The organism is Streptomyces sp. Ru72, assembly GCF_002920635.1.
Lineage (GTDB): Bacteria > Actinomycetota > Actinomycetes > Streptomycetales > Streptomycetaceae > Streptomyces.
Genome location: NZ_PQSR01000047.1, coordinates 1 through 26,906 on the forward strand (window position 1 = coordinate 1; position 26,906 = coordinate 26,906).

Below are 26,906 nucleotides of genomic sequence, written 5' to 3' on the forward strand. Positions count from 1 at the left end.
CCTCGAGGTCCGTGGCGGGCACGCCCGGCAGGCTACTTCGACGACGCCGGGCCGCGCATGAGGTGGGCCGCGCCCGCGCCCGCCGCGAACAGGGCCGCGACCGAGACACCGGTCGCCAGCCAGGTCGCGCCCAGCCACTGGGCGCCCAGGTAGCCGAGGGCCACGCTGTAGACGGCCCAGGCGACGCCCGCCAGGGCCGACCAGGGCAGGAACTCACGGGCGCGGCGGTGGGCGGCGCCCGCGCCGAGCGAGACCAGTGAGCGGCCCGCGGGCGCGAACCGGGCGACGACCACCAGCGCACCGCCGCCGCGCGCGAGTGCCGCACCGAGGCGTTCCTGTGCGAGCGTCAGGCGGCGGGAGCGGGCGATGGCGCGGTCCAGGCGCTCACCGCCGCGCCAGGCCAGGCCGTACGCCACCAGGTCGCCGAGGACCGACGCCGTGGCCGCGCACAACGTGAGCCCGACGATGTCCGGTATCCGCGCGACGTCGGAACCGGCGGCCGCCGCCGTGGCCGCGGTGATCACCAGCACGCCGCTCGGCAGCAGCGGCAGGAAGACGTCCAGCAGGACCGACACGGCCACCAGGGGGTAGATCCAGGGGCCACCGGCCAGCGACCCCACGCTCTCCATCACCGGAACTCCCCGTACGACTCCCCAGCGGCAACCACGTGCCGCGATGTGGCGGGGGAGCGGCAGGAGCGGCCTTCGACAGCCGTACAGCGTACGCCGCCGGTGTGACTGGCGGTGCGCAGGGGGCTGTTGAGACGGTCGTCGCCGGCGTACGGCGCGCCCGAAGCGGTCGCCGCACATGCGGACCTGCCGTCCTCATGAACGGAACTCGATCAGGCCGCGACGGGTTCCGACGCCCGCTTCTTCTCGTCGGTCGCCGACCTGGAAGCGAACAGTCGGTCGAGACCGAGCGCCCCAGAGCCGGTGAAGACCAACAGGAGGAAGGCCCAGCAGAACAGCACGGGCGGCTCGCCGCCGTTCTGGATCGGCCACAGGGCGTTGGGCTGGTGTACGTCGAAGTACGCGTACGCCATCGAGCCGGACGCCATGAACGCGGCAGCACGGGTGCCGAGACCGACCAGGATCAGGGCGCCGGCGACCAGCTGGATCACCGCGGCGTACCAGAAGGGCCACGTCCCGGCCGGGACGGTGCCGCCTTTGGTGCCCGCCGCGCCGCCGAGTACGCCGAACAGCGAGGCGGCGCCGTGGCAGGCGAAGAGCAGGCCGACGACGATACGGAACAGTCCGAGGGCGTAGGGCTGCGCCTGGTTGAGGCGTGCGGTCATGTGGGGGGCTCCTTCGGTCGGGTCCGGTCCGCGAAGGGACCGGTTGGGGGACGGAAACCGAGTGAGCCCCCAGGTTAGGCCCTAATCAGTGCTTGCAACTTCAACTTCTGACCGATGGCCGATCGGTTTCGCATGCTGTCGCGATCGTGTCGCTCAACGCGCGGGGGCCAGCGCACTTTTGATGATGAGTCAGGTGTGGTCGCCGGTCGCCGGACCGCCGGGGCGCCCGCTCGGCGCGGCCGGGGGCGGGGCGGTGGCTCCGCGTTCCCGGCGCGCCGGCGGCCCGCCGGGCTCGGCGCCTGCAAGGCGGCTCGGTCGCCCGCGAAGCGGCTCAGCAGCTCGCGAGGTAGTTCTGCAGCGCGCTCTTCTCGGCGGAGTCGACGGAGAGGTCGTAGTAGTACTTCACCTGCACCCAGGCGCGGACATAGGTGCAGACGTAGGACGACCGGGACGGGACCCAGGTGGCCGGATCCTGGTCGCCCTTGGCCTGGTTGACGTTGTCGGTGACCGCGAGCAGCTGTGGACGGGTGATGTCGTTGGCGAAGGCCTGGCGCTGGGACGTCGTCCACCTGCTCGCGCCGGAGTCCCAGGCCTCGGCGAGCGGGACCAGGTGGTCGATGTCGACGTCGGAGGCGGCGTACCAGGTCGCGCCGTCGTACGGGGAGTACCAGCTGCCGCTGGTGGCGGCGCAGGAGGAGTCGGTGACGACGTTGGAGCCGTCGCGCTTGAGGATGTACTCGCGGGTGTTGCAGGTGCCGCTGATGGTGATCCAGGTCGGGAAGAGGTCGCGGCTGTAGCCGGTGCGGTTCTCGGTGGCCACCGTGAGCGAGGCGAGGTAGCTGCGGGCGGTGGTGGCGCTGACCGGGGTGGGGAGGGCGGCGGAGGCGGCCGGACCGTTGAAGAGTCCGGCAGAGGCTATGAGTCCGGTAAGAGCGGCGAGTATGCTGACGCGTCGACGCGCGTAGACCTTGGGCATGCCAACTTCCTTGTCGTGTGGGGACGTTCAGATGCGAGCCAGGGAATGCTCGCGGGGGCGCGTTGCCTCCAGGCGTGTGTTTGGTAAGAAACTAATGACGTGAACATGACACGACAAGGGGTGCGTCGGAACCGGTCGTGTGACCGGCGCCCTTTGGTGTGGGTTGCGCCCTCCCGTACCATGGCTGGCGCAGAAGGGGAGTAGCTCTTCGCCGGACCGTCGACACACTGCTCAGTTCCGCTGAGCCGGCGCCCGGAGGCGGACTCGATCAGGGTCGGCCAGCGAGACCTTCGGCAAGCAGTGCACGCCCGTGCCGTACGGCAGCGGGCGATCCGTGTGCTGCCGTGCCGAGGTGTCGAAGCGTTCACAGCACTCTCGGTGGGGCGGCCCCGACCGATTGAGGAACCTTGATCAGCATCACCGTCCTGGCGCTCGTCTTCGGCGTCATCTTCCTGGCCGAGCTGCCGGACAAGACGGCTCTTGCCGGGCTCGTCCTCGGTACCCGGTACCGCGCCTCCTACGTCTTCGCCGGCGTCGCCGCCGCCTTCACGCTGCACGTGGTGCTCGCCGTCGCGGCGGGCAGTGCGCTGACCCTGCTGCCGCAGCGGCTCGTGCACGCACTGACGGGTGTGCTCTTCCTGGGCGGTGCCGCGATGCTGCTGCTGAAGAAGGGGGACGAGGACGAGGAGGTCCGCAGGCCGCAGGACCAGTCCTTCTGGAAGGTGGCCGGGACCGGCTTCATGCTCATCCTGGTCGCGGAGTTCGGCGACCTGACCCAGATCATGACGGCGAACCTGGCGGCCCGCTACGACGACCCGCTGTCCGTGGGCCTCGGCGCGGTGCTGGGGCTCTGGGCCGTCGCCGGACTCGGCATCGTGGGCGGCAAGGCGCTGATGAAGCGGGTGCCGCTGGGGCTGATCACGAAGATCGCGGCGCTGGTGATGCTGACGCTCGGGGCGTGGACCCTCTACGAGGCCGTGGCCGGGTGAGGCCGGGGAGCCCGGCGGGGGCGGCCGGGCGGCGAACGGCTGGTGACGTCTTGGCCGGAGCCCTGGCGGGATCGCCCACGGTTTTGTACCGTGGAGGAACAAAGTGGCTCCCGCTCGCTTCCCCTGACCGGCGGGCGGGGCCGCCTTGTCCCGTGGGGCCCGCACGGACGGCCCCTCCGCCGTGTCTTGGAGCTGCCGATGACGGCCACCACCGTGCTCACCGCCCGCGCCCTCCTGCTGGACATGGACGGCACCCTCGTCAACTCCGACGCCGTCGTGGAGCGGATCTGGCGCCGCTGGGCCGCCGGCCACGGCCTGGACGGCGACGAGGTGATAAAGGTGGTGCACGGTCGGCAGGGCCACGCCTCGATGGCACTGCTGCTGCCCGACCGGCCCGTCGAGCAGAACCTGGCGGACAACGCCCGCATGCTCGCCGAGGAGACATCGGACATGGACGGTGTCGTGGCGATCCCCGGGGCCCGGGAGTTCCTGGACGCGCTGCGAGGGCTGCCGCACGCGCTCGTGACCTCGGCCGACGTGCCCCTGTCGACCGCGCGGATGGCGGCGGCGGGTCTGGAACTGCCGCCGGTACGGATCACCGCCGAGTCGGTCGGTGCGAGCAAGCCCGACCCCGAGGGCTTCCTGAAGGGTGCCGCGGAACTGGGTGTGGCCCCGGAGGACTGCGTGGTCTTCGAGGACTCGGGCGCGGGCATCGCGGCGGGACGCGCCGCGGGGATGCGCGTGGTGGGGGTCGGCCCCCGCGCGGGGCTGCACGGACCCGACGCACTGGTGCGGGACCTGACCGGGGTGCGGATGGACACCGCCGGGGACGGCATGATACGGCTCCACCTCGCCTGACGGTCGGCCTCGCCTGACGGTCCGCTTACGCGCGGGAGGTCCGACAAGAGGGCGGGCCGCGCGGTGGAAGTCGGGGCTCTAAGGGCGCGTCGTCTCCGATTCCAGCCTTGCTCTCGTTGCCGCGCCGTACACTCCCGGCTCGTCCTGTGTGATGCCCCGGCCGATCTGGTAGTTGCGGACCGCGCTCTCCACCTGGGCGTCGTAGGTGCCGTTCGAGGGGCCCAGGTACAGGCCCAGTTGACGCAGGCGGAGCTGCAGTTCCCTGACCTCGGGGCCCTTGTCTCCGACGCGCAGGACCACAGCGCTCTGGCGGGGATGGGCCTGCGGGCTGTGAGACGCAGTCGCGGTGGCCGGCGCGGTCGTCGGAGTGCCGCTCGGGCTCGGCGACGTGGACGGCGTGGGGGACGGGCTCGACGGTGACGGCGACGGGCTCGCAGTCGGCGACGGCTTCCTGCTCGGCGGGGGCGCCGCCACGGACACCGCCTCGGCCGGTGCCGACGTGCCGGCCGGCGACGACGCCTCCGGCACGCCGGCCCGTATCTCCTGCGGCAGCGCACCGTCCCGCTTCGGAGGGTCGTAGGAGAACAGCCCGCTCGCGTAGCCTGCCGCCGCCACGACCGCGACCACGGCACCCCCGGTGGCCAGCAGCACGGTGCGCCGCAGGCGCCGGGGCCGCGGCTCGGCGCCCGTGGCCGCGGGTTCGGCCCGGTCCTCCACGTCGGGCACCGCCGGGAGAGCCGTCGTCACGTCAGGTGCGGCAGCCGACCGCACCCTCGCGTCCGCCTCGTCCGACACGGCGCCCAGCCGCACCGTCTCATCCGGCTCCTGCGGTACCGCCCCGAGTCGTACCGTCCCGGTCCCCAGCTCCACATACGGCCTGATGCGCAGCGGATCGAAGTCCTCCGCCGCTGCCGCCTCAGCCGTGCGCGCCTCGCGGAGTGCCTCGGCCGCCCGCCGGGTGCATCCGCACGACGGTGTGCCGTCCCCTCGCCGCGGTGCCGCGCACTCGGGACAGGCCTGTCCGTTCGGTCCGTTCACGCGTGGGCCCCCTCCCCGCCGAATTCCAGAGATTATGCAGATCTCCCTCACGGAATCTCCCGGCAGCCCCCGGAATTCCTCCCTCCCATCAGGACTCAACAGGCCATAACGGGTCACACCCACCACGATGAGAGTGCACGATGGACGACAGCGCACGGAGGTCGTACGACCGTCCACGGGAGGCCTTCATGACCGATGACACCCAGGGCAGGGCGGCGGGGGAAGGCGCGCGTCCCACGGAACCGGCCATACCCGGCACCGCCACCGGTGCGGGCACCGGCGGCTCCGTCGCCGCACGCCACGCGCCCGGCGGCGACGGCGTGCACGGCGGCGTCCTCGTGTCCATCGGCGCACTGCTGCTCGGCATGCTGCTGGCCGCCCTCGACCAGACCATCGTCTCCACCGCGCTGCCCACCATCGTCAGCGACCTCGGCGGTCTGGAGCATCTGTCCTGGGTGGTCACCGCCTATCTGCTCGCCTCCACCGCGGCCACGCCCCTGTGGGGCAAACTCGGCGACCAGTACGGGCGCAAGAAGCTGTTCCAGGCCGCGATCGTGCTCTTCCTGATCGGCTCCGCGCTGTGCGGCATGGCGCGCAACATGCCCGAGTTGATCGGCTTCCGCGCCTTGCAGGGCCTCGGCGGCGGCGGGCTCATCGTGCTGTCGATGGCCATCGTCGGCGACATCGTCCCGCCCCGGGAGCGGGGCCGCTACCAGGGCCTCTTCGGTGCGGTCTTCGGCGCGACCAGCGTCCTCGGCCCGCTGCTCGGCGGCCTGTTCACCCAGCACCTCAGCTGGCGCTGGGTCTTCTACGTCAACCTGCCCGTCGGCGTGGTCGCCCTCGCCGTGATCGCCACGGCCCTGCGCATCCCACGGAAGGCCGAACGGCACGTCATCGACTACCTCGGCACCCTCCTCATCGCCTCCGTCGCCACCTGCCTGGTCCTCGTCGCCTCGCTCGGCGGCACCACCTGGGCCTGGGGCTCACCGCAGACGGCCGGCCTGGCCGCACTCGGCGCCGCGCTGCTCGTGGCGTTCCTCCTCGTCGAACGCCGCGCCGCCGAACCCGTCCTGCCGCTGAAGCTCTTCCGCGTCCGCACCTTCACGCTCTCCGCCGTCATCAGCTTCATCGTCGGCTTCGCGATGTTCGGCGCGATGACGTACCTGCCGACGTTCCTGCAGATCGTCCACGGCATCAGCCCCACCCTGTCCGGTGTGCACATGCTGCCGATGGTGGTAGGCATGCTGCTGTCCTCCACCGCCTCCGGCCAGATCGTCAGCCGCACCGGCCGCTGGAAGGTGTTCCCGATCGCGGGCACCGCCGTCACCACCATCGGCCTGCTCCTGCTGCACCGGCTCACCGAGCACAGCAGCACCGCCGAGATGAGCGGCTACTTCTTCGTCTTCGGCCTCGGCCTCGGTCTCGTCATGCAGGTGCTGGTGCTGATCGTGCAGAACGCCGTCGCCTACGAGGACCTGGGCGTCGCCACCTCCGGCGCCACCTTCTTCCGCTCGATCGGCGCCTCGTTCGGCGTGGCCGTCTTCGGCACGATCTTCGCGGGCCGCCTCGCCGACAAGCTCGTGGCCGCGCTCGCCGGGCATTCGCTCCCGCCGGGCGTCACCCCGGCCGCCCTGAAGGCCGACCCGCGCGGTATCGCGGCCCTGCCGCCCACCGTCCGGCCCTCCGTGCTGCACGCGTTCTCCTCCTCCATCACCGACGTCTTCCTCTACGCAGCCCCGGTCGCCCTCCTCGGCTTCGTCCTGGCCTGGTACCTGCGCGAGGACAAGCTGCGCGGCTCGGTCACCGCACCGGACGTGTCGGAGACCCTGGCGAGCAACCCGGTGCACCGCTCGTCGTACGAGGAGGCCAGTCGCGCGCTGTCCCTGCTCGGCTCCCGGGAGGGGCGCCGGCAGATCTACGAGAAGATCACCAGGCGGGCCGGGTACGACCTGCTGCCCGCGACGAGCTGGCTGCTGCTGCGGATCAAGAAGTACGGCTGGGCGGAACCGGCGCTGCTCGCCGAGCGCAGCTCGGTCCCGCTGCCCGTCATCATCGCCGCCGCCCGCCAGGTGGAGGAGCGTCGCCTCGGGGCCCGCGAAGGGCTCGACCTGGTCCTGACCGCCCAGGGCCGCGAGGTCGCCGACCGCCTCGCAAAGGCGCGCGAGGAGTCCCTGGCCGAACTGCTCGGCGACTGGTGGGGCCCCGACCGCCCGACCGACCTGATCAAGCTGGTCCAGGAACTGAACGCGGAACTGTGCGGCTCTGACGCGGAACGCCCGCACAACGGCTCGACGACGCCACGACAGCTCGGCCGGGCCGTCTAGGGCCTGTTGCTCAGGTCAGCTGCTTGGCGAACCAGTGCTCGGCGTACTCGCTGTCGTTGTACGGCGCCGTCTCCTCGTATCCCAGGCGCGCGTACAGGGTGCGGGCCTCCACCAGATCGTTGCGGGTGTCGAGCACCATCCTTCCCCAAGTTCTCGACTTCGCTCGAACAGGGGAGACCCCTATGGCGCCCAGCGCGCGGGCCGCGTCCTCGGCAGCGGTCACGAGGAGCGGGGCGCCGCCCTTGCCACGCACGTCCGGGTGCACGAAGACCCGTTTGAGTTCGGCCGTCGCCGGATCCATCAGCCGGACGCCCGCAGTGCCCGCCGGGCGGCCGTCGTGGCGTGCGACGAGCAGCACCCCGCCGGGCGGCGCCAGATAGTCGCCCCTGTCGGCGGCTATCTCGCGCTCCAGTTCGCCGGGGTCCGTGCGACGCCCCTCGTGCAGCAGGACCAGCGGTCGCTGACCTCCGTGTAGTACGCCCGCCACAGTGCGGCGGCGACCGGGGAGTCGAAGGGTTCGGGGGCGAGGGTCCAGCTCATGCGGGACATTCTCGGGAGGGCCCGGGAGGGACGCGCAAACGAATTACGCGCGCCCCTCCCGGGCTCTCCGGCGGCACGGGGCCGGGCGGCTCGTTTGGGGGCGGCCGTCCGGGCAACCCGGGCGGGAGACGGCCCGCCGGGCCGTAAGACCTGAAGGCGACCCCGGAAGGCACCCATGTCCACAGGCTGGATCATCGCTCTGATCGTGATCGTGATCGTGGCGGCCGCCCTCGCGGGCGCGGCGGCCGTGTCCCCGCGGGCCCGCGGCGCGGTCGGCGGTCGGAGCCTGAAGCGCCGCTTCGGACCCGAGTACGAGCGGACCGTGGCCCGCCACGACGGCGACACCAAGGCCGCGGAGCGCGAACTGACCGAGCGGCTGAACAGGTACGGCGCGTTGAACGAGCACCCGCTGGAGCCCGCCGAGCGCGAACGGTACGCGGCGCGCTGGGCGGCCGCGCAGGAGCGCTTCGTCGACTCCCCGGGTGAGGCGGTGGCCGAGGCGGACCGGCTGCTCGCCGAGCTGGCGGGCGTGCGGGGCTTCCCGGACGGTGCACGCCACGAGGAGCAGCTCGACGCGCTGTCCGTGCACCATGCCCAGCACGTCCACGGCTACCGTCGGCTGCACCGGGCCGCCCACGCCCCGGACACCGGCATCTCCGCGGACGGCTCGGACACGGAGGAGATGCGCGAGGCCATGCTGGAGGCGCGTGCGCTCTTCGAGGACCTGGTGGCACCCCCGCGCCGGCAGTCGGCCGGCCCCACGGAGAAGACGCCCCGGCACGCCGCCGGCAACGCCGGGCACCTTCGTCTGCCGTGGGCGTTCCACAGGCAGCATGTGAAGGGGAGTTGAGGGTGATGACGGAATGGACACCGGGCGGCGCAGCCGAACGTCCGGAAGCGACGGGGCGTCGGCCCGACACAGGAGAGCCCCGGTCGGCGGCGGAGTTCCGGCCCGAGACGGGTGAGAGCCGGTCGGGCGCGCGGTTCCGGCCGGAGGCAGGCGAGCCCCGGGTCACGGGCGAGTACGGCTCCGGGACGGGTGAGCCCCGGACGGGGGCTGAGTTCCGGCCCGATACCGGCGAGTCCCGGTCGGCCGCGGCGGGCTCCTCCCGGGAACCCCGGTTGCTGCCGCGCGACGAGTGCGACAAGTTCGAGCTGCGGTTGCAGCACGCGGTCGGCAGGTTCGTCGACCGGCCCAAGGAGGCCGTGGAGGAAGCGGACCAGGTGGTCCAGGAGGTCGCCTCGCGCCTCGCGGAGGCCGTGTCCTCCCGGCGCCGCACCCTGAAGGCGTCCTGGCAGGAGACGGGCGACGCCGCCCACCCGACGGGCGACACGGAACAGCTGCGGCTGGCGCTCCGGGACTACCGGGCGACGGCGGAGCGGCTGCTGAACATGTGAGCGGCCCATGGGACACAGCGAGCGGGGCCGGCCCGGACGAGACATCCGGGCCGGCCCCGCTCGCTGTGTCACCGCGCCGGCCCGACGGCCGCGCTCGGCCCGGCGACCGTTGTGATCGGCCTTCCCGGCGGCCGCTGTGGGCGGCCTGTCGCCTCCCTGACCCACTCCCGGGCGCTCAGTCCGCTCCCGAGCGCCCCCGATGGCGTTCGCGCCACTCCTCGACGACCGCCTCCACGTCGTACGGCTTCAGGCCCAGCGGCGGGCCCGGCGGCGGCTTGAACATCATGTCGCGGATCTTCACGTTCAGCTGCTCGACCAGTCGCCGTGCCACCCGCTCCGACGGCGCCTGGGCGGCCGCCGCCAGCGTGTCCTCAGCCTCCTTGCGCAGGGCCAGTGTCGGCGGCAGGACAGAGATCCCCTCGCGCGCCATCTTGCGCTTGATCCACCACAGCTCGTCGTACGCAGTGTCGCTGACGGCCGGTGACGGCTCACCCGCACCGGGGAGGTTCGCGAACTCTCCTCGTGCCTGGGCGTCGCGGATCTGCTTGTCGGCGAACGACTCGAAGCTGACACCGGGTGGCTTGCGCTCGGTCATGGGTTCATTGTGCGCGACGTCACCCGAGGGGGCGATCGGGCGAATTATCATTCCGGCGCGGCACGCCAATCCGGCCGGACCGCAGCACACCTGAACCGCCGCACCCGAAGGAGCGCACGTGCTCGAACTCACCATGGCCTCGGTCTCCGCGGCGGATGCCGGGGCGACGGCCGGCATGCAGATGGCCGACGCGCCCAGCGACCCGGGCACCGTGCTGAGGGTGGGCCGGGACAGGTCCGTGTGCCGGCTGGCGACGCCCGACGACTGGCTGTTCGTCTCCCGCGTCCACCTGGAGTTCCAGTGCGGCCCCGACGGCGTCTGGCACGTCACCTGGTTGCGCGGCTCCCAGCCCGACCCCTCCTCCGAGGTCATGCTCACCCTCGCCGGACACCCCGCGCAGCCCCTGCCCTACGGCGGGGCTGCCCAGCTTCCGCAGGGCGCCTCCGGTGAGCTGGTCATCCAGGACCGCACCGCCCCGCGCAGCGTCAACGTGGGCTTCTACCACGAGGCCTGAGGACCGCCCGGGTGGTCAGCCCACCACCCGGGCCAGCGCGAACCCGTCGTGCCCCTTGCTGCCCACCGTCTGCACCGCCGTCGCGCTCAACTTCGGGTTCGAGGCCATCAGTTCCAGCGCGGCCCGGGTCCCCCGTACGCTCGGGTCCTCGCTGCCGGCGTCGGTGACCTGGCCGCCGCGCACCACGTTGTCGAGGACGATCAGGCTGCCGGGCCGGGTCAGCTTCAGCGCCCACTCGACGTAGTGGGCGTTGTTGACCTTGTCAGCGTCGATGAACACCAGGTCGAACGGCTCCGGCCGCTGCTCGGCGAGCTTGGGCAGCGACTCGAGCGCCGGGCCGACGCGCACCTCCGTGATCCCGGCGAGGCCCGCTCGTTCGAGGTTCCGGCGGGCGACCTCCGCGTGCTTGGCCTGGTACTCGAGTGTGATCAGCCGGCCGTCCGGGAGCAGGGCGCGGCCCAGCCAGATCGTGCTGTACCCGCCGAGCGTGCCGATCTCCAGGATGCGGCGCGCGCCCTGGACACGGGCCAGGAGCTGGAGCAGCTTGCCCTGGTTCGGCGCCACGTTGATGTGCGGCAGGCCCGCGGCGTCGCTGTCCCGCAGGGCCGCGGTGAGCGCCTCGTCCTCGGGGGCGAGCAGGTCCGTGAAGTAGGCGTCGACGTCGTCCCAGAGCTGTTGCGCTGTGCTCATGCACCATGCCTTTCATATGGCTGGTTAGATCACCTAACTAGGCTCGCTAATGAATATAGCCAGGGCAGGGTGCCGTGTCAGCCGGTTTCCACCAGCCGGGTGACGTGCCGCCCGTCGAGCGGCACATCACCCGGGAGTCGGCGCGGGCGGACCGGATCAGCGCTTCGCGCCACGCTCCAGCGACGGTGCGGAACCCGGCAGCGGGCGGCCCGCCGACTCCGTCATGAACCACACCGCGGCACCGCCGATCACGGCCGCCGCCATCATGTAGTAGGCGGGCATCATCATGTTCCCCGTCGCGCCGATCAGCGCCGTGACCACCAGCGGGGTCGTGCCGCCGAACAGCGACACCGAGACGTTGAAGCCGATCGACAGCGACCCGTAGCGGACCCGGGTCGGGAAGAGGGCCGGCAGGGCGGACGGCATGGCCGCCGTGAAGCAGACCAGCAGCAGACCCAGCGCGCCCATGCCGAGCCCCACCGCGAGCAGGCTGCCCTGGCGGATCAGCAGGATCGCCGGGACGGACAGGAACAGGAAGCCCGCACAGCCCGCGGCGATCACCGGGCGCCGGCCGACCCGGTCGGACAGGGCGCCCAGGAAGGGCTGCACGATCATCATGAGCGCCATGACGGCGAGCACGACCAGCAGCCCGTGCGTCTCGTCGTACTTCAGCTCACTGGTCAGATAGCTCGGCATGTACGACAGCAGCATGTAGTCGGTGACGTTGAAGACGAGCACCAGCCCGATGCAGAGCAGCAGCGCCTTCCACTGGCCGGCGATCATCTCGCGCAGCGGCACCCGGGGCCGCTCGGCCTCGGCCTTGTCCACCTCGGCCGCGAACGCCGGGGTCTCCTCCAGGCGCAGTCGCAGGTAGAGCCCGATGACGCCCATCGGGCCGGCGATCAGGAACGGGATCCGCCAGCCCCAGGACACCAGGTCCTCGGAGGACAGCAGGGCCGTCATCAGGGTGACCAGGCCGGCGCCGCCGATGTATCCGGCGAGCGTGCCGAACTCGAGCCAGCTCCCGAGGAAGCCGCGCTTCTTGTCCGGCGCGTACTCGGCGATGAACGTGGACGCGCCCGCGTACTCGCCACCGGTGGAGAAGCCCTGCACCAGCCGGGCCACGAGCAGCAGGACCGGCGCGCCGACGCCGATCGACGCGTACGACGGGATCAGACCGATCGAGAACGTGCCGATCGCCATCATGATCATGGTGACGGCGAGCACCTTCTGGCGCCCGACACGGTCGCCGAGCGGCCCGAAGACCATGCCGCCGAGCGGGCGGACCAGGAAGGCCGCGGCGAACGCGCCGAAGGTGGACAGCAGCTGAGCGGTGGAGTCGCCGGACGGGAAGAACACCTTGCCCAGCGTGACCGCGATGTAGCTGTAGACGCCGAAGTCGAACCACTCCATGGCGTTGCCGAGCGCGGCTGCCTGTACGGCGCGCTTGACGAGTGCGGAGTCGGTGACGGTGGCGTCGGAGGGCTTGGGGGAGGGTGTGGAGCGGGAAGCGGCAACTGTGGCAGCCGACAAGAGTTCGCTCGCCTACCTTTCGACGGGGACAGGGGCGGGGCCCGCCGTAGTACGGGGCGTGCGTCTGCTGCGTCTCGTACGGCGGACCGGTGGGTCGGCCGCAGAGGCCGGCCGCTGCCGGTCAGGGCTGGGCCGCAGGACCGCGGGACGGGCCGAGAGACCGGCGTCCGACGGCCGGCAGTCCGGCCACCGGCTGGGGCCGGTTGGTCCGGCCACGGGCTGGGCCCAGGGTCTGGCACGGCGATGGGCCAGGACCAGCTACAGGAACAAGACTTGCCACAAAGGCGAGCCGAAAAACGACCATAAGGGCACTTGCCCCCATAGCGGACCGTAACCGGATCGGCGCGCAGAGCGCGGAAAGGTGCCGTGGCCAGGAGCGACGGACGCACTGTGACCCGCAGTCCGCCGGTCATTCTGTGATCCATCTCGCGTACCGAACGGGAACCGGACCGGCCGCCCGCGAACCGTCGAGTAAGATCGCCGGGTTCATCGCTTCACTCGACTCAACGGGCTTCCACGGGGGATTGCGTACATGGGACGGCGCGCTACGCCCGGTTCGGCCCGTCCGAAACCGCGTGGCAGAAAATACGTGCTGCCCATCGGGGTGACGACGGCCGTGGTCGCGACCTTGGGCGTTGCCGCACTGACCGGCCGGACGCACGGGACACCCGCGGCTCGCGTACCGCAGAAGAGCCCCACCGCCGACTGCTCCGGCACCCGTGTCATCGGGCACCGCGGCTCTCCCCGGCGCGCGCCGGAGAACACGATCGCCTCCTTCCAGGCGGCGGCGGCTCACGGGGCCGACTACGTGGAAACCGATGTGCAGGTCACCAAGGACGGCGAGCCGGTCATCATGCACGACGCCACCGTGGACCGCACGACCGACGGAACCGGCCGCATCGATCAGCTCACCGCGCAGCAGGTGTCCCGGCTGACGGTGAAGGGCGGCGGGCGCGTCCCGACCCTGCGCCAGGCGCTGTCCGCCGTCAAAGCGCTTCCGGTCCGGTTCCTCCTGGAGATCAAGGGGCCACAGACGCCCGCGGCGGTCGACCAGGTCCTGCGATTGGTCTCCGAGGCCGGAATGACCGACCGCACCGTGGTCCAGTCCTTCGACGAGAGCATCGTCCTGCACGCGGCGGCCTCCCCGTACAAGATCAAACTGGCACTGCTGCGGGACAAGCTCGACGCGGACCCCGTGGCGACCGCGCGGAAGTTCTCCCTGGCCGCCTACGCGGTGAACTTCAACAGCCTCAAGGGGCACCCCGACGCGGTGCGCCGGCTCCACGCGGCCGGTGTCCAGACGTTCGTGTGGACGGTCGACGGCGACAGCAAATGGCGGACCGCGACGTCGTGGGGCGTCGACGGCGTCATCACCAACACCGCTGACCGGTTCTTCGCGTGGCGGAAACAGCACTGCGCCTGAAGCGAAGTGCAGAGAAACCGGCGTCTCCCTCCGTGCTGAGCCGACGTCGAACAGCGCAGTGCGCCGGTCAGCTCCAGCCCCCGGTCCCAGACCGGCTGATCGAAGAACACCGGCTCCGCAGCGGCGAGAAGAGCACCTGAAGTAGCAACCGTCCTCAAGGCTTTGACGGCAATGCCGGCGGCCATCGGATGTGACACCGCCCCACACGCTGAGTGGCAGCCGCCCGGCGCTCATGCGCTTCAGGCACCGGTCCCGGCCTCGCACTGGAACCACACCGTCTTGCCGTCCGAGCCGTGCGGTTCCACGCCCCACTTGTCGACCACCGCGTCGAGCAGGAGGAGGCCCCGCCCGCACTCCGCCTCCGGTGACAAGTCGGTGGGCACGGAGGGGAGTTCGGGCGAGCTGTCGGTCACCTCGACCCGGACGCTCGTCGTCTGCCGTACCACCCGCAGGGTGCAGCGCCGGTCGGGAACGTGTCGTACGACGTTGGCGACCAGCTCGGTCACGGCCAGCTCGGCGGCGTCCGCCGGCTCCGCCATCCCCCATTCCTGGAGGAACGAGCGGACGATACGGCGGATGTGCCGCGCCGAGTGCTCGCCGACGGTGAGGCGCATGCGGTACTGGGTGGGGAGGGGGCCCAGGAGGGCGACGGGAATGTAGTCGTTCACACGACGAGCTTGACCTCGCCCGACTACCCTCGGCTACGGATCGGATACAACGGGTCCCGCTGTGGGCCGCGTTGCGTGGAAGGGGGCCGTGCGTGACCCACATCAACATCCTCGACCCGGGCGCCTCACCGCTCGACTACTACGGTTTCGAACTGCGCAGGCACCGGGAGGCCGCCGGGCTGACGCAGAAGCAGCTCGGGGACATCGTCAACTACACCGGGTCGTTGGTGGGGCAGATCGAGACTGCGCGGAAGTTGCCTACACCGGAGTTCAGCGAACGGGTGGATGCGGCGCTGGGGACGGGCGGGTTGCTGTCGCGGCTTGTTGCACTGGTGATGCGCAGTCAACTGCCAGCCTGGTTCCAACAGGTGGCTGAGTTGCAAGCGCGGGCCGCAGGGATCTACGCCTTCGAGACGCACATGGTGCCTGGCCTGCTGCAAACCAGGGCCTACGCCCGTGCCGTGCTCGGTGCCCTGGACCGGACCGACCTCGATGACCGCACCGTCGTACGGCTGGACCGTCAGCGCATCTTTGAGAAAGAGGAACCGCCGGTCTACTGGCTGGTCCTTTCCGAGGCCGCCCTGCACCTGGAAATCGATTGCCCTGAGACCATGCGGGAGCAACTGGGCCACCTGTTGTCCTTCGAGAACAACCCTAGGATCAACATCCAGGTGCTGCCTTTTTCGGCCGGAGCGCACGCGGGGCTTCAGGGCCCATTCGACGTCTATCGTTTCGCGAGCGATCCGGCCATCGTCTACACCGAGGGGTACGGCAGTGGGCACCCAACCGCCAATCCGGACACGGTCAAAGACTGCTCGCTCCGTTACGATCATCTTCAGGCCGCCGCACTGTCCCTAAAGGACTCGGCGACGCTGATCCGGCGCGTAATGGAGGAACGCTATGGAGAGCAAGGCGAAGCCGACAGAAATCCAGTGGCGTAAGTCCAGCTACAGCGGCGACCAGGGTGGCAACTGCGTAGAGATCGCCGAAACCCCCAGCACCACCGTAGCCGTACGCGACTCCAAGACCCCCGCCGGACCGGTGCTCACCCTCGCGCCCGCCGCCTTCTCGGCGTTCGTCTCCTGGGCGGCTACAACCGCTGAATGATCGTCCCGGTCGCCAGCCCACCCCCGGCGCACATCGTCACCAGCGCGAACTCCTTGTCCACACGCTCCAGTTCGTGCAGTGCCGTCGTGATGAGCCGGGCCCCGGTGGCTCCCACCGGGTGACCCAGCGCGATCGCGCCCCCGTTCACGTTCACCTTCTCCAGGTCCTGGTCGAAGACCTGAGCCCAGCTCAGGACCACGGACGTGAACGCCTCGTTGATCTCCACCAGGTCGATGTCTCCCAGGGACATCCCGGCCTTCCCCAGCACCGCCTTGGTCGCGTCGATCGGGCCGTCCAGGTGGAAGTGCGGGTCGGCACCCACCAGGGCCTGGGCCACGATGCGGGCCCGCGGGCGCAGCTTCAGGGCGCGTGCCATCCGTTTCGACGCCCACATGATGGCGGCCGCGCCGTCCGAGATCTGTGAGGAGTTGCCCGCCGTGTGCACCGCCGTCGGCATGATCGGCTTCAGACGGGACAGCGCCTCCACCGACGTGTCACGCAGGCCCTCGTCCCGGTCGACCAGCCGCCACATGCCCTGGCCGGCCCGCTGTTCCTCCTCCGTCGTCGGCACCTGCACGGCGTGACGATCCCGGGTACGCCGTCACCGAGGAGGTCGGCGCCCGGTCGGCCACCGAGATCATCGCGTACGCCATGAACATGGCCGCTGACCGCAAGCAGTGCCCGGCGAAGGACATCGTGACGACACTGGTGGCCGCCGAGGACGAGGGGAACCTCAGCTCCGGCGAGTTCGGGTTCTTCGTGCTGATGCTGGCCGTCGCCGGCAACGAGACCACCCGCAACGCCATCACGCACGGCATGCACGCCTTCCTCACCCACCCCGGCAAGAGGGAGCGCCCCCGCACCGCCGCCGAGGAGATCATCCGCTGGGCGACCCCGGTCAACGCCTTCCAGCGCACCGCCACCCAGGACACCGAGCTCGGCGGCAAGCAGATCAGGAAAGGCGACCGCGTGGGGCTCTTCTACTCCTCCGCCAACCATGACCCCGAGGTCTTCGACCACCCGGACCTCTTCGACATCACCCGCGACCCCGACCCGCACCTCGGCTTCGGCGGCGGGGGCCCGCACTACTGCCTCGGCAAGTCCCTGGCCGTCCTGGAGATCGACCTCATCTTCGACGCGCTCGCCGACGCCATGCCGGAAATCAAACCGGTCGGCGACCCGCGCCGCCTGCGCTCCGCCTGGATCAACGGCGTGAAGGAGCTCCCGGTCATCGTGGGCTGACGGACCCGGGCCGCCGGCCTCCCGGCGCCGCCGGCCCGCCCCGAGGGAGGCAGGGGCATCATCCCTGCGCCCGGCCCCTGCCTCCCCCGAGACCCGCGCGGCGCAGCCGCCTCGGCGGTCTGGCGGAGGGGCGCCGTCACTCCCGCCCGGACGCGACCACCGCCAGCACGGCCGTCGCCACGGCCGTGAGCAGCAGGGGCCAGCCCAGGCCGTGGTGGATGACCAGCCAGCCGCCCAGGACTGCGCCCGCCAGCAGGGAGATCGCCGAGGCCGCGCGCCGCCGGGAGCGCCTGCCCGTACCCCCGCCGAGCCGGGAGTCGGAGGCGAGCCCGGTCAGGGTCGAGGTGAGGACGGTGGTCGTGGTCAGGTCGGGCACGGCCAGCTTCCGTACCGTCGCGTTGCGCACCCCCATCGCGAAGGCCGTCATCGCGATCAGCGTGTACCTGGTGGTGGCGGTGCCCGGCGCGATGAACGCGACCGCCGCCGATGTCCCGAGCAGCACCGCCTCGACCGCGAGCGCCAGCCGGGCCCAGGCGCGCCGCGACCCGCCGCCGTACCGCCGGCCCGCGCGCCCAGCCGCCACCGCGCCCACCAGGAACGACCCCAGCGAGGTCACCGCGTGCGAGGTGGAGAAGCCGGGCGCCCCGGCGGCGGCGAAGCCGAGCACCACCACGTTGCCGGTCATGTTCGCCGTGAAGACGTGCCCGAGCCCGAGGTAGCTCACCGCGTCGACGATCCCGCTGATCACGGTCATGACGAGCAGCGCGGGGACCAGGCGCAGTCCGCGCGTTCCGGGTTCCTCCACCGGTGTGTCGGTGCTCATACGGGCCTCCGGGCAGTGGGACGGGCGCGGTGTACTCGGATACACCCCGGACGCGGGGGATGTTCGGATGTCCGGGCGAACGGGGCGCCCCATAGCCTCGGATCATGAGTGAGGACACACACAAACGCCAAGAGAACCATACGAGTTGGACGGCCGGACGCGGACTCGCCGCCACCGTCAAGGCGCTGGCGCCCGGCGTGAGCGAGCTGCTCACGCCCGCTTTCTAGCGAATGCGGCATCCGAGCGGTGCGCTGCGGGCCGCCATGCGTGCGGCCGACGGCACCTGCGACTGGAGGCCCGAGGTGCCGGTGCGGCTGTACGCGGGGGCGGCCGACGCCGACGTGCCGATCGGGAACGCGCGCAGCTGCGCCGCCGGACTGACCGGGCACGGCGGGCGGGTGCGGCTCGTGAACCAGGGCCAGGTGGACCACTTCGGGTCGTTCGCCGTGTCGGCGCCGCAGGTGGTGCGGTACTTCGACTCGGTGCGCCGCTGACGGACACGCCGAAGGCGGCGGCCCCGGGATTCGGGGGCCGCCGCCTTCGCGGTCGCGTGGGACCGTCTGGTCCTCGGACCTGCGGGGTCGCGTGGACCGGCTCGATCAGTACCAGTGGTGGGTGGACCAGAAGTTCCACGCCGCGACGGGGCTGCCGTAGCGGGAGTTCATGTAGTCCAGGCCCCACTTGATCTGGGTCGCCGGGTTGGTCTTCCAGTCGGAACCGGCGGACGCCATCTTCGAGGCGGGCAGCGCCTGGACCAGGCCGTAGGCACCGGAGGACGCGTTGGTGGCGTGGGGGTTCCAACCGCTCTCATGCGAGACGATCTTGCTGAACGCTTCGTACTGCGCCGGGTCCGGGATCATCTGGTGCGCGATCGCCTGGGCGGAAGAGGCCGAGCCGGGTGCCGAGGCCGGAGTGGCGGCCTGGGCGGGCGCCGAGGTGAGCAGCGCGCCGGTGGCGGCCGCGGCGACGGCGGTGGCGGCGATGGCCTTCTTCGGGGAAGCGATGCGGCGGATGAAGGAGACGGTCACAGGAAACCTTTTTCGTCGGGGACATGGGGCCGTGTGCATGCCGGAACCACGTGGGACGCGGTGGGGGGCATGCGTCGGCGCCGCGACCCGGGTGGGCTCGTCGGCGCCTGGCGACGTCATCCAGAGAAGCAGGCCGACGAGGTGTCCGCAATGACCCCTTTTACTAGTTGTGGTCGCATCGGCCGGAAAAGTCTCGAGTGTGACCTGGCTCTCACACCGCAGGTCGCGCGGGTAATTGGCGCAGCCATGTCATGGCGATGGATCTACGGCCGGGCATCGTAGGTGACGGTGGTCACGTGGGGCTCGTCACGGTTTGCGTCACGTACCGCTAATAGCGGGCATACGGTGCGGAATCGGACGTTGTGACCCGCGCCGCACGAACCGGAGTGGTGATGTGACCGGCGTCGCAGGCGCGATCCGTGCGCGGCGGCCGCGCGAGACCTGTCGCGTCCGCCCTGCTCCCGCGCGAGACCTCACGTGGCCGCATAGGCCACCGGGTCGCTCCCCGCCACCGCCTCCGCCCGGCCCAGCTTCACCAGCCGGCGCAGATGGGCCTCGGCCTCCGCGACGGCGATGTGCCGTGAGCCGTACGGGATCTGCTCCCAGGGGCGGTTCCACTCCATGCGCTCGGCGAGCTGCCAAGGGGTGAGGGGGTCGGACAGCAGGGTCAGCAGCCCGGTCAGCCGCTCCCGGTGGTGCGCCAGCAACTCCCGTACGCGGCCTGGCGCGTCGGTGAACGGGTGCTGATGGGCCGGCAGCACCTCGGCGGGCTCGAGACGGCCGACGCGCTCGAGGGAGTCGAGGTAGTCGCCGAGGGGGTCGGTCGCGGTGGTGTCGTCCGGGTCCTCGTACAGGCCGATGTGCGGGGTGATCTCGGGGAGCAGGTGGTCGCCCGAGAACAGGCGGCCGTGGCCGGGCAGTCCGGCGGGGTGGTCCTCCTCCAGGTGGAGGCAGACGTGGCCGGGTGTGTGTCCCGGCGTCCAGATGGCGCGCAGGCGACGCCCGGGAAGGTCGAGGAGTTCCCCGGGGACGATCTCGCGGTCGGGCAGCGCGGAGGTGAGGCCCGGCAGGTCCCGGCGGCCGTGCGCGGCGCGCAGCGGGGCGAGGTGCTCCTCGGGAGCGCCGGCCGCGGCCAGCTTGTCGGCCATGTACGCGTACCAGTGCTCGGGGCGGGTCTCGCGGGTTCGCCGTACGACTCGGTGTCCGCCGCGTGCATCGCCACCCAAGCGCCGGACACCTCGCGGACCCTGCCGGACAGGCCGTGGTGGTCGGGGTGGTGGTGGGTGATGACGACGCCGTGGACCTCGGTGGGTGAGGTGCCGCACGCCGCGAGGCCCTGCACGAGTGCGTCCCAGGAGTCCGGGTCGTCCCAGCCGGTGTCGATCAGCACCGGGCCGCGGGCGGTGTCGACGAGATGGACGAGGGTGTGGCCGAGGGGGTGTCCGGAATGGCGACCCTGAAGGACCGTACGCCCCCGCCGTGGTCGTGCGCCTGTGGACCGGCTCCCCGCCCTGGCTCGTCGTCATCGCGCCTCCGCCCCGCCCTCGGCCATCGCCCACTATAACTAGAACCGGTTTCACGGAAAGGCGGCCGGACGAAGCTCCGTCCCGGCCTGCGCCGACCAGCTGGGGAAGCGCCTTGTCGGTGGCTGTCGGTGGCTGTCGGTGGCTGTCGGTGGCTGTCGGTGGCTGCCGGTCGTCGTCGGCCGCCCTTGGACGGCCCACGGACGGCCCGGCGGCCCACCTCGAAATGCGAGGACACCCGGGAGTCCGTCCCAGGTCTCCTCCCGCCGGGTCCGGAACCCAGGAGGTCAGGCCGTGGCCTCGACCAGCCGCTTCATGCCGGGCTGGTCGGTCACACAGCCCACCAGGCCGAGCGCCCGGGCCAGCGCGAGGTCGCGCTCGTCGTTGACGGTCCAGGCCATCACGTCGATGCCGGCGGCGCCGCACTTCTCCACGATGGCCCGGTTCAGCTGGCGCAGCTCCACGCTGACCAGGGTGCAACCGACCCTCTGGGCGCGGCCGACGAAGGTGTCGCGGTGCGCGCTGGGGCCTGCCACCAGCACGGTGCGGGCCTGCGGCAGCAGGTTGTGGATCTCGATCAGCGCCACGTCGTGGAAGGACAGCACCGAGACCCGGTCCAGCAGGTCGCGGTCGGTGAGCACCTTGGCCAGCGACCGGGCGGCGGCCACGTCCTTGATCTCCGCCTGGATCGGCAGCGTCGGTCTGACGGCGTCCAGCACCTCCCCGAAGGTGGGGATGCGCTCGCCGAGGCCGGCGTCGAGCTTCCTGAGCTTCCTGAGCTTCTGGTCGGCGATCGGTCCTGAGCCGTTCGTCGTGCGGTCCAGGGTGTCGTCGTGCATGACGACCAGCTCGCCGTCCTTGCTCAGGTGCAGGTCCAGTTCGATGCCGTCCAGCCCCTCGCGCTCGGCCCGCAGGAAGGAGCGCAGGGTGTTCTCAGGCTCGGCGGCCATGACACCGCGGTGGCCGATGGTGAAGAAAGACACTCGGTTGCCGTCCTTGGGTGTGGTGGTTCGGGGCAGCCGCACGAGTGCCGTACCCCGCGCCGGGCGGCGGGCGACCGCCCTTCGGCGCGCCCAAGCCTAGTGGGCCCTTCCGCCGTGCGCCCGGCCGCCCGGACCACGCCGGAGTGCGCCGCCCAGGCACGAGATCCGAGATGGCGCCGCCTGTCTCGCCGGTCTTGGCGAGTCTCCTGAGACATGGGATCCGAGTGCGCCTGCGCGGCATGACGGCACCCCCACCAACGGCAAATCCGCTGGTGGGAGCCTGTTCGGCCCCGGCCCTGGCTTAGTTCGACTAGAACTGGTATCAGTTCTGAGATGCCGTCAGGAAACGGTACCGCCGGCTCCGCAGGAGGCAGTCGCCATGACCGAACTCGTGGAACACGGACAGCTGTTCATCGGCGGGGAATTGACCGACCCCCTGGGTGAGGACGTCATCGAGGTGGTCTCCCCGCACACGGAGGAGGTCATCGGGCGGGTGCCGCACGCCTCGCGGGAGGACGTCGACCGGGCCGTCGCGGTGGCGCGCCGCGCCTTCGACGAGGGACCCTGGCCGCGGATGACGCTCGACGAGCGGATCGGGATCGTCGCGAGGGTCAAGGACGCGATCGCGGTTCGGCACGAGGAGATCGCCCGCGTGATCTCCTGCGAGAACGGCTCCCCGTACTCCTGGAGCGTCCTCGCGCAGGCGCTCGGCGCGATGATGGTGTGGGACGCGGCGATCACGGTCGCTCCGCCTCGACTCCGCCCGCCAGTCCCGTCCCGTCGCGCCGGACGCCGACGCGGGGGAGCGGATCCTTCAGGCGGCGGAGAACTGCCCGGTGGAGGCCATCGCGATCACGCTGGCGGGGAGTGGGGAGCCGGTGTTCCCGCCGGAGGAGTAGGCCCGGGTGCAGCCACGGATGGGCGATATGCCCGGAAAAAAATAAAAAATCATGGTTCGGGGCCTTCCATTTGGCCGTAGAAGTCCTAATCTAGAAGTTGCCTACGAGGCGAGTGAAGGAACTTGACCGGAGATGCCGACTGGGGCGTGAAGCTTCGGCTTCCGCTGTGGCCGACATCGACGGTCGACAGGCCGGAAGGTCGAAAGACCTGAAGGCCGACCGGAACCCGTCTCGTAGGTCTTTTTTTGCGCCCCGGTCCCCCGGTCTGCTCGCGCCCTGCTCCAGTGCTCTCGCCTGTGCCCTAGTCCCGCTCCCGGGTGTCCGTGAGGTCGATCAGCCGGCACACCGTCTCTATGTCGATCCTCACCTGGGCGATGGAGGCGCGGCCGGAGAGCCAGGTGATCAGAGCCGAGTGCCAGGTGTGCTCGATGACCCGCACCGCCGAGAGCTGGTCCGGCGTCGGGTCGCCGTCCAGGCCCATCGCGTCCAGGATGATCGCCGTCGTCTGCCGGGAGACCTGGTCCACCTCGGGGGAGACGCTGCGGTCCGCGAAGGTGAGCGCGCGGACCATGGCGTCGGCCAGGTGCGGCTCGCGCTGAAGGGCGCGGAAGGCGCGCATCAGGGTCTCCGCCACCCGCTCGGCCGCGGTCCGGCCGGCCGGCGGCTTCTTCCTCAGTGTGCCGTGCATGCGCTCCAGCTGGTCCTGCATGGTCGCGACCAGCAGGTGCACCTTGGAGGGGAAGTAGCGGTACAGCGTGCCCAGCGCCACCTGCGAGGACTCCGCGACCTCCCGCATCTGCACCGCGTCGAAACCACCCCGGCTCGCCAGCTGCGCGCTCGTGTGCAGGATCCTGCGGCGGCGCGCCTCCTGCCGCTCGGTGAGTGGAGATGAAGCCGGCTGCGCCGCCGGTCGCGCGGTACTGGATGGCACCTTGGCTTCCGCAGGCATGGGTCCCGTTCCGTGACAGTCGGTGAAGGTGATGATCAGGTCGGTGAGGGGGGCGGCGGTCGGACAGCACGGCAGGGGCGTCGGTCGTGGCGCGAATCACCCGATCCGTCGCTCACAACGTGGCTACCTGCCGGTAGATTCAGAGGCTCTTGAACGATCAAGTCTGTAACTTGTTCTAGATTACCGTCCCGGCGTAGTCTCGCGGGAAGCTGCAGGGAAGAAGGGGCCGAGAGTGACCGCTGAGGGCAGGGAGGCGGGTCCCGAGGGGGGTTCCGCCGCCGATGGCCGCCGGCCGCTGCGCATCGCGCTCCTGACTTACAAAGGGAACCCGTTCTGCGGCGGTCAGGGCGTGTACGTGCGGCACCTCTCCCGTGAGCTGGTCCGGCTCGGTCACCGGGTCGAGGTCATCGGCGCGCAGCCCTACCCGGTGCTCGACGAGGGCGAGGGCCTTCAGGGCCTGTCCCTCACCGAACTGCCCAGCCTCGACCTGTACCGCCAGCCCGACCCCTTCCGCACCCCCAAGCGCGAGGAGTACCGGGACTGGATCGACGCCCTCGAGGTCGCCACGATGTGGACCGGTGGCTTCCCCGAGCCGCTGACGTTCTCCCTGCGGGCCCGCCGCCATCTGCGCGCCCGCCGCGGCGACTTCGACGTCGTGCACGACAACCAGACGCTCGGCTACGGCCTGCTGGGCGATGTGGGCGCGCCGCTGGTGACCACCATCCACCACCCCATCACCGTGGACCGGCAGTTGGAGCTGGACGCGGCCGAGGGCTGGAAACGACGGCTGTCCGTCCGGCGCTGGTACGCGTTCACGCGCATGCAGAAGCGGGTCGCGCGCCGGCTGCCGTCGGTGCTCACCGTCTCCGGCACCTCCCGCCAGGAGATCGTGGACCACCTGGGCGTCGACCGGGACCGCGTCCACGTCGTGCACATCGGCGCCGACACCGACCTGTTCTCGCCGGATGCGTCGGTGCCGCAGGTGCCGGGCCGGATCGTCACCACCTCCAGCGCGGACGTGCCGCTCAAGGGCCTCGTCTTCCTCGTCGAGGCGCTCGCCAAGGTGCGGACCGAGCACCCCGGGGCGCATCTCGTCGTGGTCGGCAGGCGCGCCGAGGACGGGCCCGTCGCGCAGGCCATCGAGCGGTACGGGCTCGAGGGCGCCGTCGAGTTCGTGAAGGGCATCTCCGACGCGGAACTGGTCGACCTGGTGCGGTCGGCCGAGGTGGCGTGCGTGCCGTCGCTGTACGAGGGGTTCTCGCTGCCGGCGGCCGAGGCGATGGCGACCGGGACGCCGTTGGTGGCCACCACCGGCGGTGCCATACCGGAGGTCACGGGCCGCGACGGGGAGACCTGCCTGGCGGTCCCGCCCGGTGACGCCGGGGCGCTGGCCGCCGGGCTGAGCCGGCTGCTGGCGGACCCGGAGCTGAGGGCGCGGCTCGGCGCGGCGGGCCGCGAACGGGTGCTGCGGCACTTCACCTGGGCGAAGGCGGCGGAGGGGACGGTGGCGCGGTACCGCGAGGCCGTCGCCCTCACCGAGGCCCGGCACGGCTCGCTCGGGGGCGCCCCCGCCGGAACAGTCGCCGCCCCGGCGGTCGCCGCCGAAGACATCGTCGTACCCAACCGCGAAAGCAGGGCCACGTGCTGACCGTCGACTTCTCCCGGTTCCCGCTCGCCCCGGGCGACCGCGTCCTGGACCTCGGCTGCGGGGCCGGACGGCACGCGTTCGAGTGCTACCGGCGCGGCGCGCAGGTCGTGGCTCTGGACCGGAACGGCGAGGAGATCCGCGAGGTCGCCAGGTGGTTCGCGGCGATGAAGGAGGCGGGCGAGGCCCCGGCCGGCGCCACCGCCACGGCGATGGAGGGCGACGCGCTCGCCCTGCCCTTCCCCGACGAGTCCTTCGACGTCGTGATCATCTCCGAGGTCATGGAGCACATCCCAGACGACAAGGGCGTCCTCGCCGAGATGGTCCGGGTGCTCAAGCCGGGCGGCCGTATCGCCGTCACCGTGCCGCGCTACGGCCCCGAGAAGGTCTGCTGGGCTCTGTCCGACGCCTACCACGAGGTCGAGGGCGGCCACATCCGCATCTACAAGGCCGACGAACTCCTGGCGAAGATGCGGGAGGCGGGCCTGAAGCCGTACGGCACGCACCACGCGCACGCGCTGCACTCGCCGTACTGGTGGCTGAAGTGCGCGTTCGGCGTCGACAACGACAAGGCGCTGCCGGTGCGCGCGTACCACAAGCTGCTCGTCTGGGACATCATGAAGAAGCCGCTCGCCACCCGGGTCGCCGAGCAGGCGCTGAACCCGCTGATCGGCAAGAGCTTCGTGGCGTACGCGACCAAGCCGCACCTGCCGCCTCTCGCGGAGGACACCAGGACCGCCGAGACCCCCGAGGTGGCCGCCAAGTGACCACCCCCCGGACAGAACACCTCGTCCTGCCCGGGGTCCTCACCGCCGAGCAGGCCGCCGCGACCGTCGCCGGGATCCTCGCCGTGCAGCGGGAGGACGGCGCCATACCGTGGTTCCGCGGGCACCACCTGGACCCGTGGGACCACGTCGAGGCGGCGATGGCCCTGGACGCGGCGGGCGAGCACACGGCGGCCGAGCGGGCCTACGACTGGCTGGCCCGCCACCAGAACGAGGACGGGTCCTGGTACGCGGCCTACGCCGACGGCGACCCGGAGCAGATCACCGACCGCGGCCGCGAGACGAACTTCGTGGCATACGTGGCCGTCGGCGTCTGGCACCACTACCTCGCCACCGGCGACGACGCGTTCCTGGACCGCATGTGGCCGACGGTGTACGCGGCGGTCGAGTTCGTGCTGCGGTTGCAGCAGCCGGGCGGGCAGGTCGGCTGGAAGCGGGAGGACGACGGCACCGACGTCACGGACGCGCTGCTGACCGGCTGCTCGTCCATCCACCACGCGCTGCGCTGCGCCCTCGCCATCGCCGAGCAGCGCGAGGAGCCGCAGCCGGACTGGGAGTTGGCGGTGGGCGCGCTCAGGCACGCCATACGCCGGCACCCGGAACGGTTCCTGGACAAGGACCGCTACTCGATGGACTGGTACTACCCGGTGCTCGGCGGCGCGCTGACGGGCGCCGAGGCCAAGGAGCGCATCGAGGCGGACTGGGACCGTTTCGTCGTCCCCGGCGTCGGCGTGCGCTGCGTCGTCCCCAACCCGTGGGTGACCGGCGGCGAGTCGGCCGAACTCGCCCTGACCCTGTGGGTGATGGGCGAGTCCGACCGCGCCCTGGAGATCCTCCAGTCGATCCAGCACCTGCGGGATGCGAAGACGGGCCTCTACTGGACGGGCTTCGTCTTCGAGGACGGCGTGGTCTGGCCCGAGGAACTCACCACCTGGACGGCCGGCTCGCTGCTGCTCGCCGTGGCCGCCCTGGGCGGCGACGAACCCACCTGCACGGTCTTCGGGGGCGAACAGCTGCCCCGGGGCCTGGACACCGACTGCTGCGCATAGCTCCGCGGACTGCTCGGTGCCGACCGGGGGTGC

Annotated in this window: 26 protein-coding genes and 6 pseudogenes; 17 read left to right on the forward strand and 15 right to left on the reverse strand. The window is 71.3% G+C overall.

Going from position 1 to position 26,906, the window contains the following annotated elements; translation table 11 throughout:
• Positions 1–32: 32 nt before the first annotated feature.
• The 3 genes from C3488_RS21540 to C3488_RS21550 form a co-directional block, all read right to left on the reverse strand.
• Positions 33–632, reverse strand: coding sequence for a DedA family protein (locus tag C3488_RS21540; RefSeq protein WP_103841821.1), 600 nt, complete (start codon positions 630–632; stop codon positions 33–35).
• Positions 633–841: 209 nt separating this feature from the next.
• Positions 842–1,294, reverse strand: a complete 453-nt coding sequence (locus C3488_RS21545; RefSeq protein WP_103841822.1) for a DoxX family protein — start codon at positions 1,292–1,294, stop codon at positions 842–844.
• Positions 1,295–1,625: 331 nt separating this feature from the next.
• The gene (locus tag C3488_RS21550) at positions 1,626–2,270 is read right to left on the reverse strand and encodes an HNH endonuclease family protein (RefSeq protein WP_103841824.1); all 645 of its coding nucleotides are present in this window, start codon (positions 2,268–2,270) and stop codon (positions 1,626–1,628) included.
• Positions 2,271–2,677: 407 nt separating this feature from the next.
• Here C3488_RS21550 and C3488_RS21555 point away from each other — a divergent pair, with 407 nt between their 5' ends.
• Together C3488_RS21555 and C3488_RS21560 are read left to right on the forward strand one after the other, a co-directional pair.
• Positions 2,678–3,259, forward strand: coding sequence for a TMEM165/GDT1 family protein (locus C3488_RS21555; RefSeq protein WP_103841826.1), 582 nt, complete (start codon positions 2,678–2,680; stop codon positions 3,257–3,259).
• A 198-nt stretch (positions 3,260–3,457) separates the two neighbouring features.
• Positions 3,458–4,117 (forward strand): HAD-IA family hydrolase, encoded by a 660-nt coding sequence (locus C3488_RS21560; RefSeq protein ID WP_181139126.1) that lies wholly within the window; start codon positions 3,458–3,460, stop codon positions 4,115–4,117.
• Between the two features lie 78 nt (positions 4,118–4,195).
• On the opposite strand, the gene C3488_RS21565 is transcribed toward C3488_RS21560, so the two are convergent.
• The gene (locus tag C3488_RS21565; protein WP_103841828.1) at positions 4,196–5,155 is read right to left on the reverse strand and encodes a peptidoglycan-binding protein; all 960 of its coding nucleotides are present in this window, start codon (positions 5,153–5,155) and stop codon (positions 4,196–4,198) included.
• A 188-nt stretch (positions 5,156–5,343) separates the two neighbouring features.
• Here C3488_RS21565 and C3488_RS21570 point away from each other — a divergent pair, with 188 nt between their 5' ends.
• Positions 5,344–7,479: an MDR family MFS transporter gene (locus tag C3488_RS21570; RefSeq protein WP_103841898.1), complete on the forward strand. Its 2,136-nt coding sequence runs from the start codon at positions 5,344–5,346 to the stop codon at positions 7,477–7,479.
• A gap of 10 nt (positions 7,480–7,489) precedes the next feature.
• Here the strand turns inward: C3488_RS21570 and C3488_RS21575 are convergent.
• A pseudogene (locus C3488_RS21575) lies at positions 7,490–8,019 on the reverse strand (GNAT family N-acetyltransferase).
• A 175-nt stretch (positions 8,020–8,194) separates the two neighbouring features.
• Between C3488_RS21575 and C3488_RS21580 the strand changes: the two are divergent.
• Both C3488_RS21580 and C3488_RS21585 read left to right on the forward strand, forming a co-directional pair.
• Complete coding sequence (locus tag C3488_RS21580; RefSeq protein WP_103841830.1) at positions 8,195–8,869, forward strand: hypothetical protein; 675 nt, start codon at positions 8,195–8,197, stop codon at positions 8,867–8,869.
• Between the two features lie 5 nt (positions 8,870–8,874).
• Complete coding sequence (locus C3488_RS21585; protein WP_103841901.1) at positions 8,875–9,417, forward strand: hypothetical protein; 543 nt, start codon at positions 8,875–8,877, stop codon at positions 9,415–9,417.
• Positions 9,418–9,592: 175 nt separating this feature from the next.
• On the opposite strand, the gene C3488_RS21590 is transcribed toward C3488_RS21585, so the two are convergent.
• On the reverse strand, positions 9,593–10,012 hold the full coding sequence (locus tag C3488_RS21590; protein ID WP_103841832.1) for a DUF1992 domain-containing protein: 420 nt from the start codon (positions 10,010–10,012) through the stop codon (positions 9,593–9,595).
• 118 nt (positions 10,013–10,130) lie between these two features.
• On the opposite strand from C3488_RS21590, the gene C3488_RS21595 reads away from it, so the two are divergent.
• Positions 10,131–10,526 (forward strand): FHA domain-containing protein, encoded by a 396-nt coding sequence (locus tag C3488_RS21595; RefSeq protein ID WP_103841834.1) that lies wholly within the window; start codon positions 10,131–10,133, stop codon positions 10,524–10,526.
• Between the two features lie 15 nt (positions 10,527–10,541).
• Here C3488_RS21595 and C3488_RS21600 read toward each other — a convergent pair whose 3' ends face one another.
• Both C3488_RS21600 and proP read right to left on the reverse strand, forming a co-directional pair.
• A complete protein-coding gene (locus tag C3488_RS21600) occupies positions 10,542–11,216 on the reverse strand; it encodes an O-methyltransferase (protein WP_103841836.1) in 675 nt (224 codons plus the stop codon).
• 156 nt (positions 11,217–11,372) lie between these two features.
• On the reverse strand, positions 11,373–12,749 hold the full coding sequence (proP, locus tag C3488_RS21605; protein ID WP_103841838.1) for a glycine betaine/L-proline transporter ProP: 1,377 nt from the start codon (positions 12,747–12,749) through the stop codon (positions 11,373–11,375).
• A 589-nt stretch (positions 12,750–13,338) separates the two neighbouring features.
• Here proP and C3488_RS21610 point away from each other — a divergent pair.
• The gene (locus C3488_RS21610) at positions 13,339–14,172 is read left to right on the forward strand and encodes a glycerophosphodiester phosphodiesterase (protein ID WP_181139127.1); all 834 of its coding nucleotides are present in this window, start codon (positions 13,339–13,341) and stop codon (positions 14,170–14,172) included.
• Between the two features lie 239 nt (positions 14,173–14,411).
• On the opposite strand, the gene C3488_RS21615 is transcribed toward C3488_RS21610, so the two are convergent.
• Positions 14,412–14,840, reverse strand: coding sequence for an ATP-binding protein (locus tag C3488_RS21615; RefSeq protein ID WP_374955446.1), 429 nt, complete (start codon positions 14,838–14,840; stop codon positions 14,412–14,414).
• 92 nt (positions 14,841–14,932) lie between these two features.
• Here C3488_RS21615 and C3488_RS21620 point away from each other — a divergent pair, with 92 nt between their 5' ends.
• Both C3488_RS21620 and C3488_RS21625 read left to right on the forward strand, forming a co-directional pair.
• Positions 14,933–15,781, forward strand: coding sequence for a helix-turn-helix transcriptional regulator (locus C3488_RS21620; RefSeq protein WP_103841842.1), 849 nt, complete (start codon positions 14,933–14,935; stop codon positions 15,779–15,781).
• The gene (locus tag C3488_RS21625; RefSeq protein WP_103841844.1) at positions 15,741–15,947 is read left to right on the forward strand and encodes a DUF397 domain-containing protein; all 207 of its coding nucleotides are present in this window, start codon (positions 15,741–15,743) and stop codon (positions 15,945–15,947) included. The genes C3488_RS21620 and C3488_RS21625 overlap by 41 nt, the downstream gene beginning before the upstream one ends.
• Here the strand turns inward: C3488_RS21625 and C3488_RS21630 are convergent.
• Positions 15,931–16,533: pseudogene (locus C3488_RS21630) on the reverse strand (steroid 3-ketoacyl-CoA thiolase); the annotation flags it as partial. The gene C3488_RS21625 and the pseudogene C3488_RS21630 sit on opposite strands and share 17 nt — an antisense overlap.
• On the opposite strand from C3488_RS21630, the pseudogene C3488_RS21635 reads away from it, so the two are divergent.
• Positions 16,530–17,189: pseudogene (locus C3488_RS21635) on the forward strand (cytochrome P450); the annotation flags it as partial. The pseudogenes C3488_RS21630 and C3488_RS21635 overlap by 4 nt on opposite strands.
• A gap of 136 nt (positions 17,190–17,325) precedes the next feature.
• Here the strand turns inward: C3488_RS21635 and C3488_RS21640 are convergent.
• The gene (locus C3488_RS21640; RefSeq protein WP_103841846.1) at positions 17,326–18,012 is read right to left on the reverse strand and encodes a YoaK family protein; all 687 of its coding nucleotides are present in this window, start codon (positions 18,010–18,012) and stop codon (positions 17,326–17,328) included.
• A gap of 104 nt (positions 18,013–18,116) precedes the next feature.
• Between C3488_RS21640 and C3488_RS41700 the strand changes: the two genes are divergently transcribed.
• Together C3488_RS41700 and C3488_RS21645 are read left to right on the forward strand one after the other, a co-directional pair.
• On the forward strand, positions 18,117–18,239 hold the full coding sequence (locus tag C3488_RS41700) for a hypothetical protein (protein ID WP_258053564.1): 123 nt from the start codon (positions 18,117–18,119) through the stop codon (positions 18,237–18,239).
• 3 nt (positions 18,240–18,242) lie between these two features.
• Positions 18,243–18,506 (forward strand): lipase family protein, encoded by a 264-nt coding sequence (locus tag C3488_RS21645; RefSeq protein ID WP_181139128.1) that lies wholly within the window; start codon positions 18,243–18,245, stop codon positions 18,504–18,506.
• Positions 18,507–18,611: 105 nt separating this feature from the next.
• On the opposite strand, the gene C3488_RS21650 is transcribed toward C3488_RS21645, so the two are convergent.
• The 3 genes and pseudogenes from C3488_RS21650 to C3488_RS21660 form a co-directional block, all read right to left on the reverse strand.
• Positions 18,612–19,040 (reverse strand): transglycosylase SLT domain-containing protein, encoded by a 429-nt coding sequence (locus tag C3488_RS21650; RefSeq protein WP_103841848.1) that lies wholly within the window; start codon positions 19,038–19,040, stop codon positions 18,612–18,614.
• Between the two features lie 473 nt (positions 19,041–19,513).
• Positions 19,514–20,489, reverse strand: a pseudogene (locus C3488_RS21655) (MBL fold metallo-hydrolase).
• A gap of 361 nt (positions 20,490–20,850) precedes the next feature.
• Positions 20,851–21,546, reverse strand: coding sequence for a glycerophosphodiester phosphodiesterase family protein (locus C3488_RS21660; RefSeq protein ID WP_181139129.1), 696 nt, complete (start codon positions 21,544–21,546; stop codon positions 20,851–20,853).
• 379 nt (positions 21,547–21,925) lie between these two features.
• On the opposite strand from C3488_RS21660, the pseudogene C3488_RS21665 reads away from it, so the two are divergent.
• Positions 21,926–22,294: pseudogene (locus tag C3488_RS21665) on the forward strand (aldehyde dehydrogenase family protein); the annotation flags it as partial.
• A pseudogene (locus C3488_RS41705) lies at positions 22,293–22,445 on the forward strand (ferredoxin); the annotation flags it as partial. The pseudogenes C3488_RS21665 and C3488_RS41705, both read left to right, overlap by 2 nt.
• Positions 22,446–22,746: 301 nt before the next feature.
• On the opposite strand, the gene C3488_RS21675 reads toward C3488_RS41705, so the two are convergent.
• Positions 22,747–23,394 carry a TetR family transcriptional regulator gene (locus C3488_RS21675; protein WP_103841852.1) on the reverse strand — a complete coding sequence of 216 codons (648 nt, stop codon included), beginning with the start codon at positions 23,392–23,394 and terminating at the stop codon, positions 22,747–22,749.
• Positions 23,395–23,626: 232 nt separating this feature from the next.
• Here C3488_RS21675 and C3488_RS21680 point away from each other — a divergent pair, with 232 nt between their 5' ends.
• The 3 genes from C3488_RS21680 to C3488_RS21690 are packed head-to-tail and all read left to right on the forward strand — an operon-like array spanning position 23,627 to position 26,873.
• Positions 23,627–25,042 carry a glycosyltransferase family 4 protein gene (locus C3488_RS21680; RefSeq protein WP_103841854.1) on the forward strand — a complete coding sequence of 472 codons (1,416 nt, stop codon included), beginning with the start codon at positions 23,627–23,629 and terminating at the stop codon, positions 25,040–25,042.
• Positions 25,036–25,806: a class I SAM-dependent methyltransferase gene (locus C3488_RS21685; RefSeq protein ID WP_103841856.1), complete on the forward strand. Its 771-nt coding sequence runs from the start codon at positions 25,036–25,038 to the stop codon at positions 25,804–25,806. The genes C3488_RS21680 and C3488_RS21685 overlap by 7 nt, the downstream gene beginning before the upstream one ends.
• Positions 25,803–26,873, forward strand: coding sequence for a prenyltransferase/squalene oxidase repeat-containing protein (locus C3488_RS21690; protein WP_103841858.1), 1,071 nt, complete (start codon positions 25,803–25,805; stop codon positions 26,871–26,873). Before C3488_RS21685 ends, C3488_RS21690 begins: the two co-directional genes overlap by 4 nt.
• Positions 26,874–26,906 lie beyond the last annotated feature (33 nt).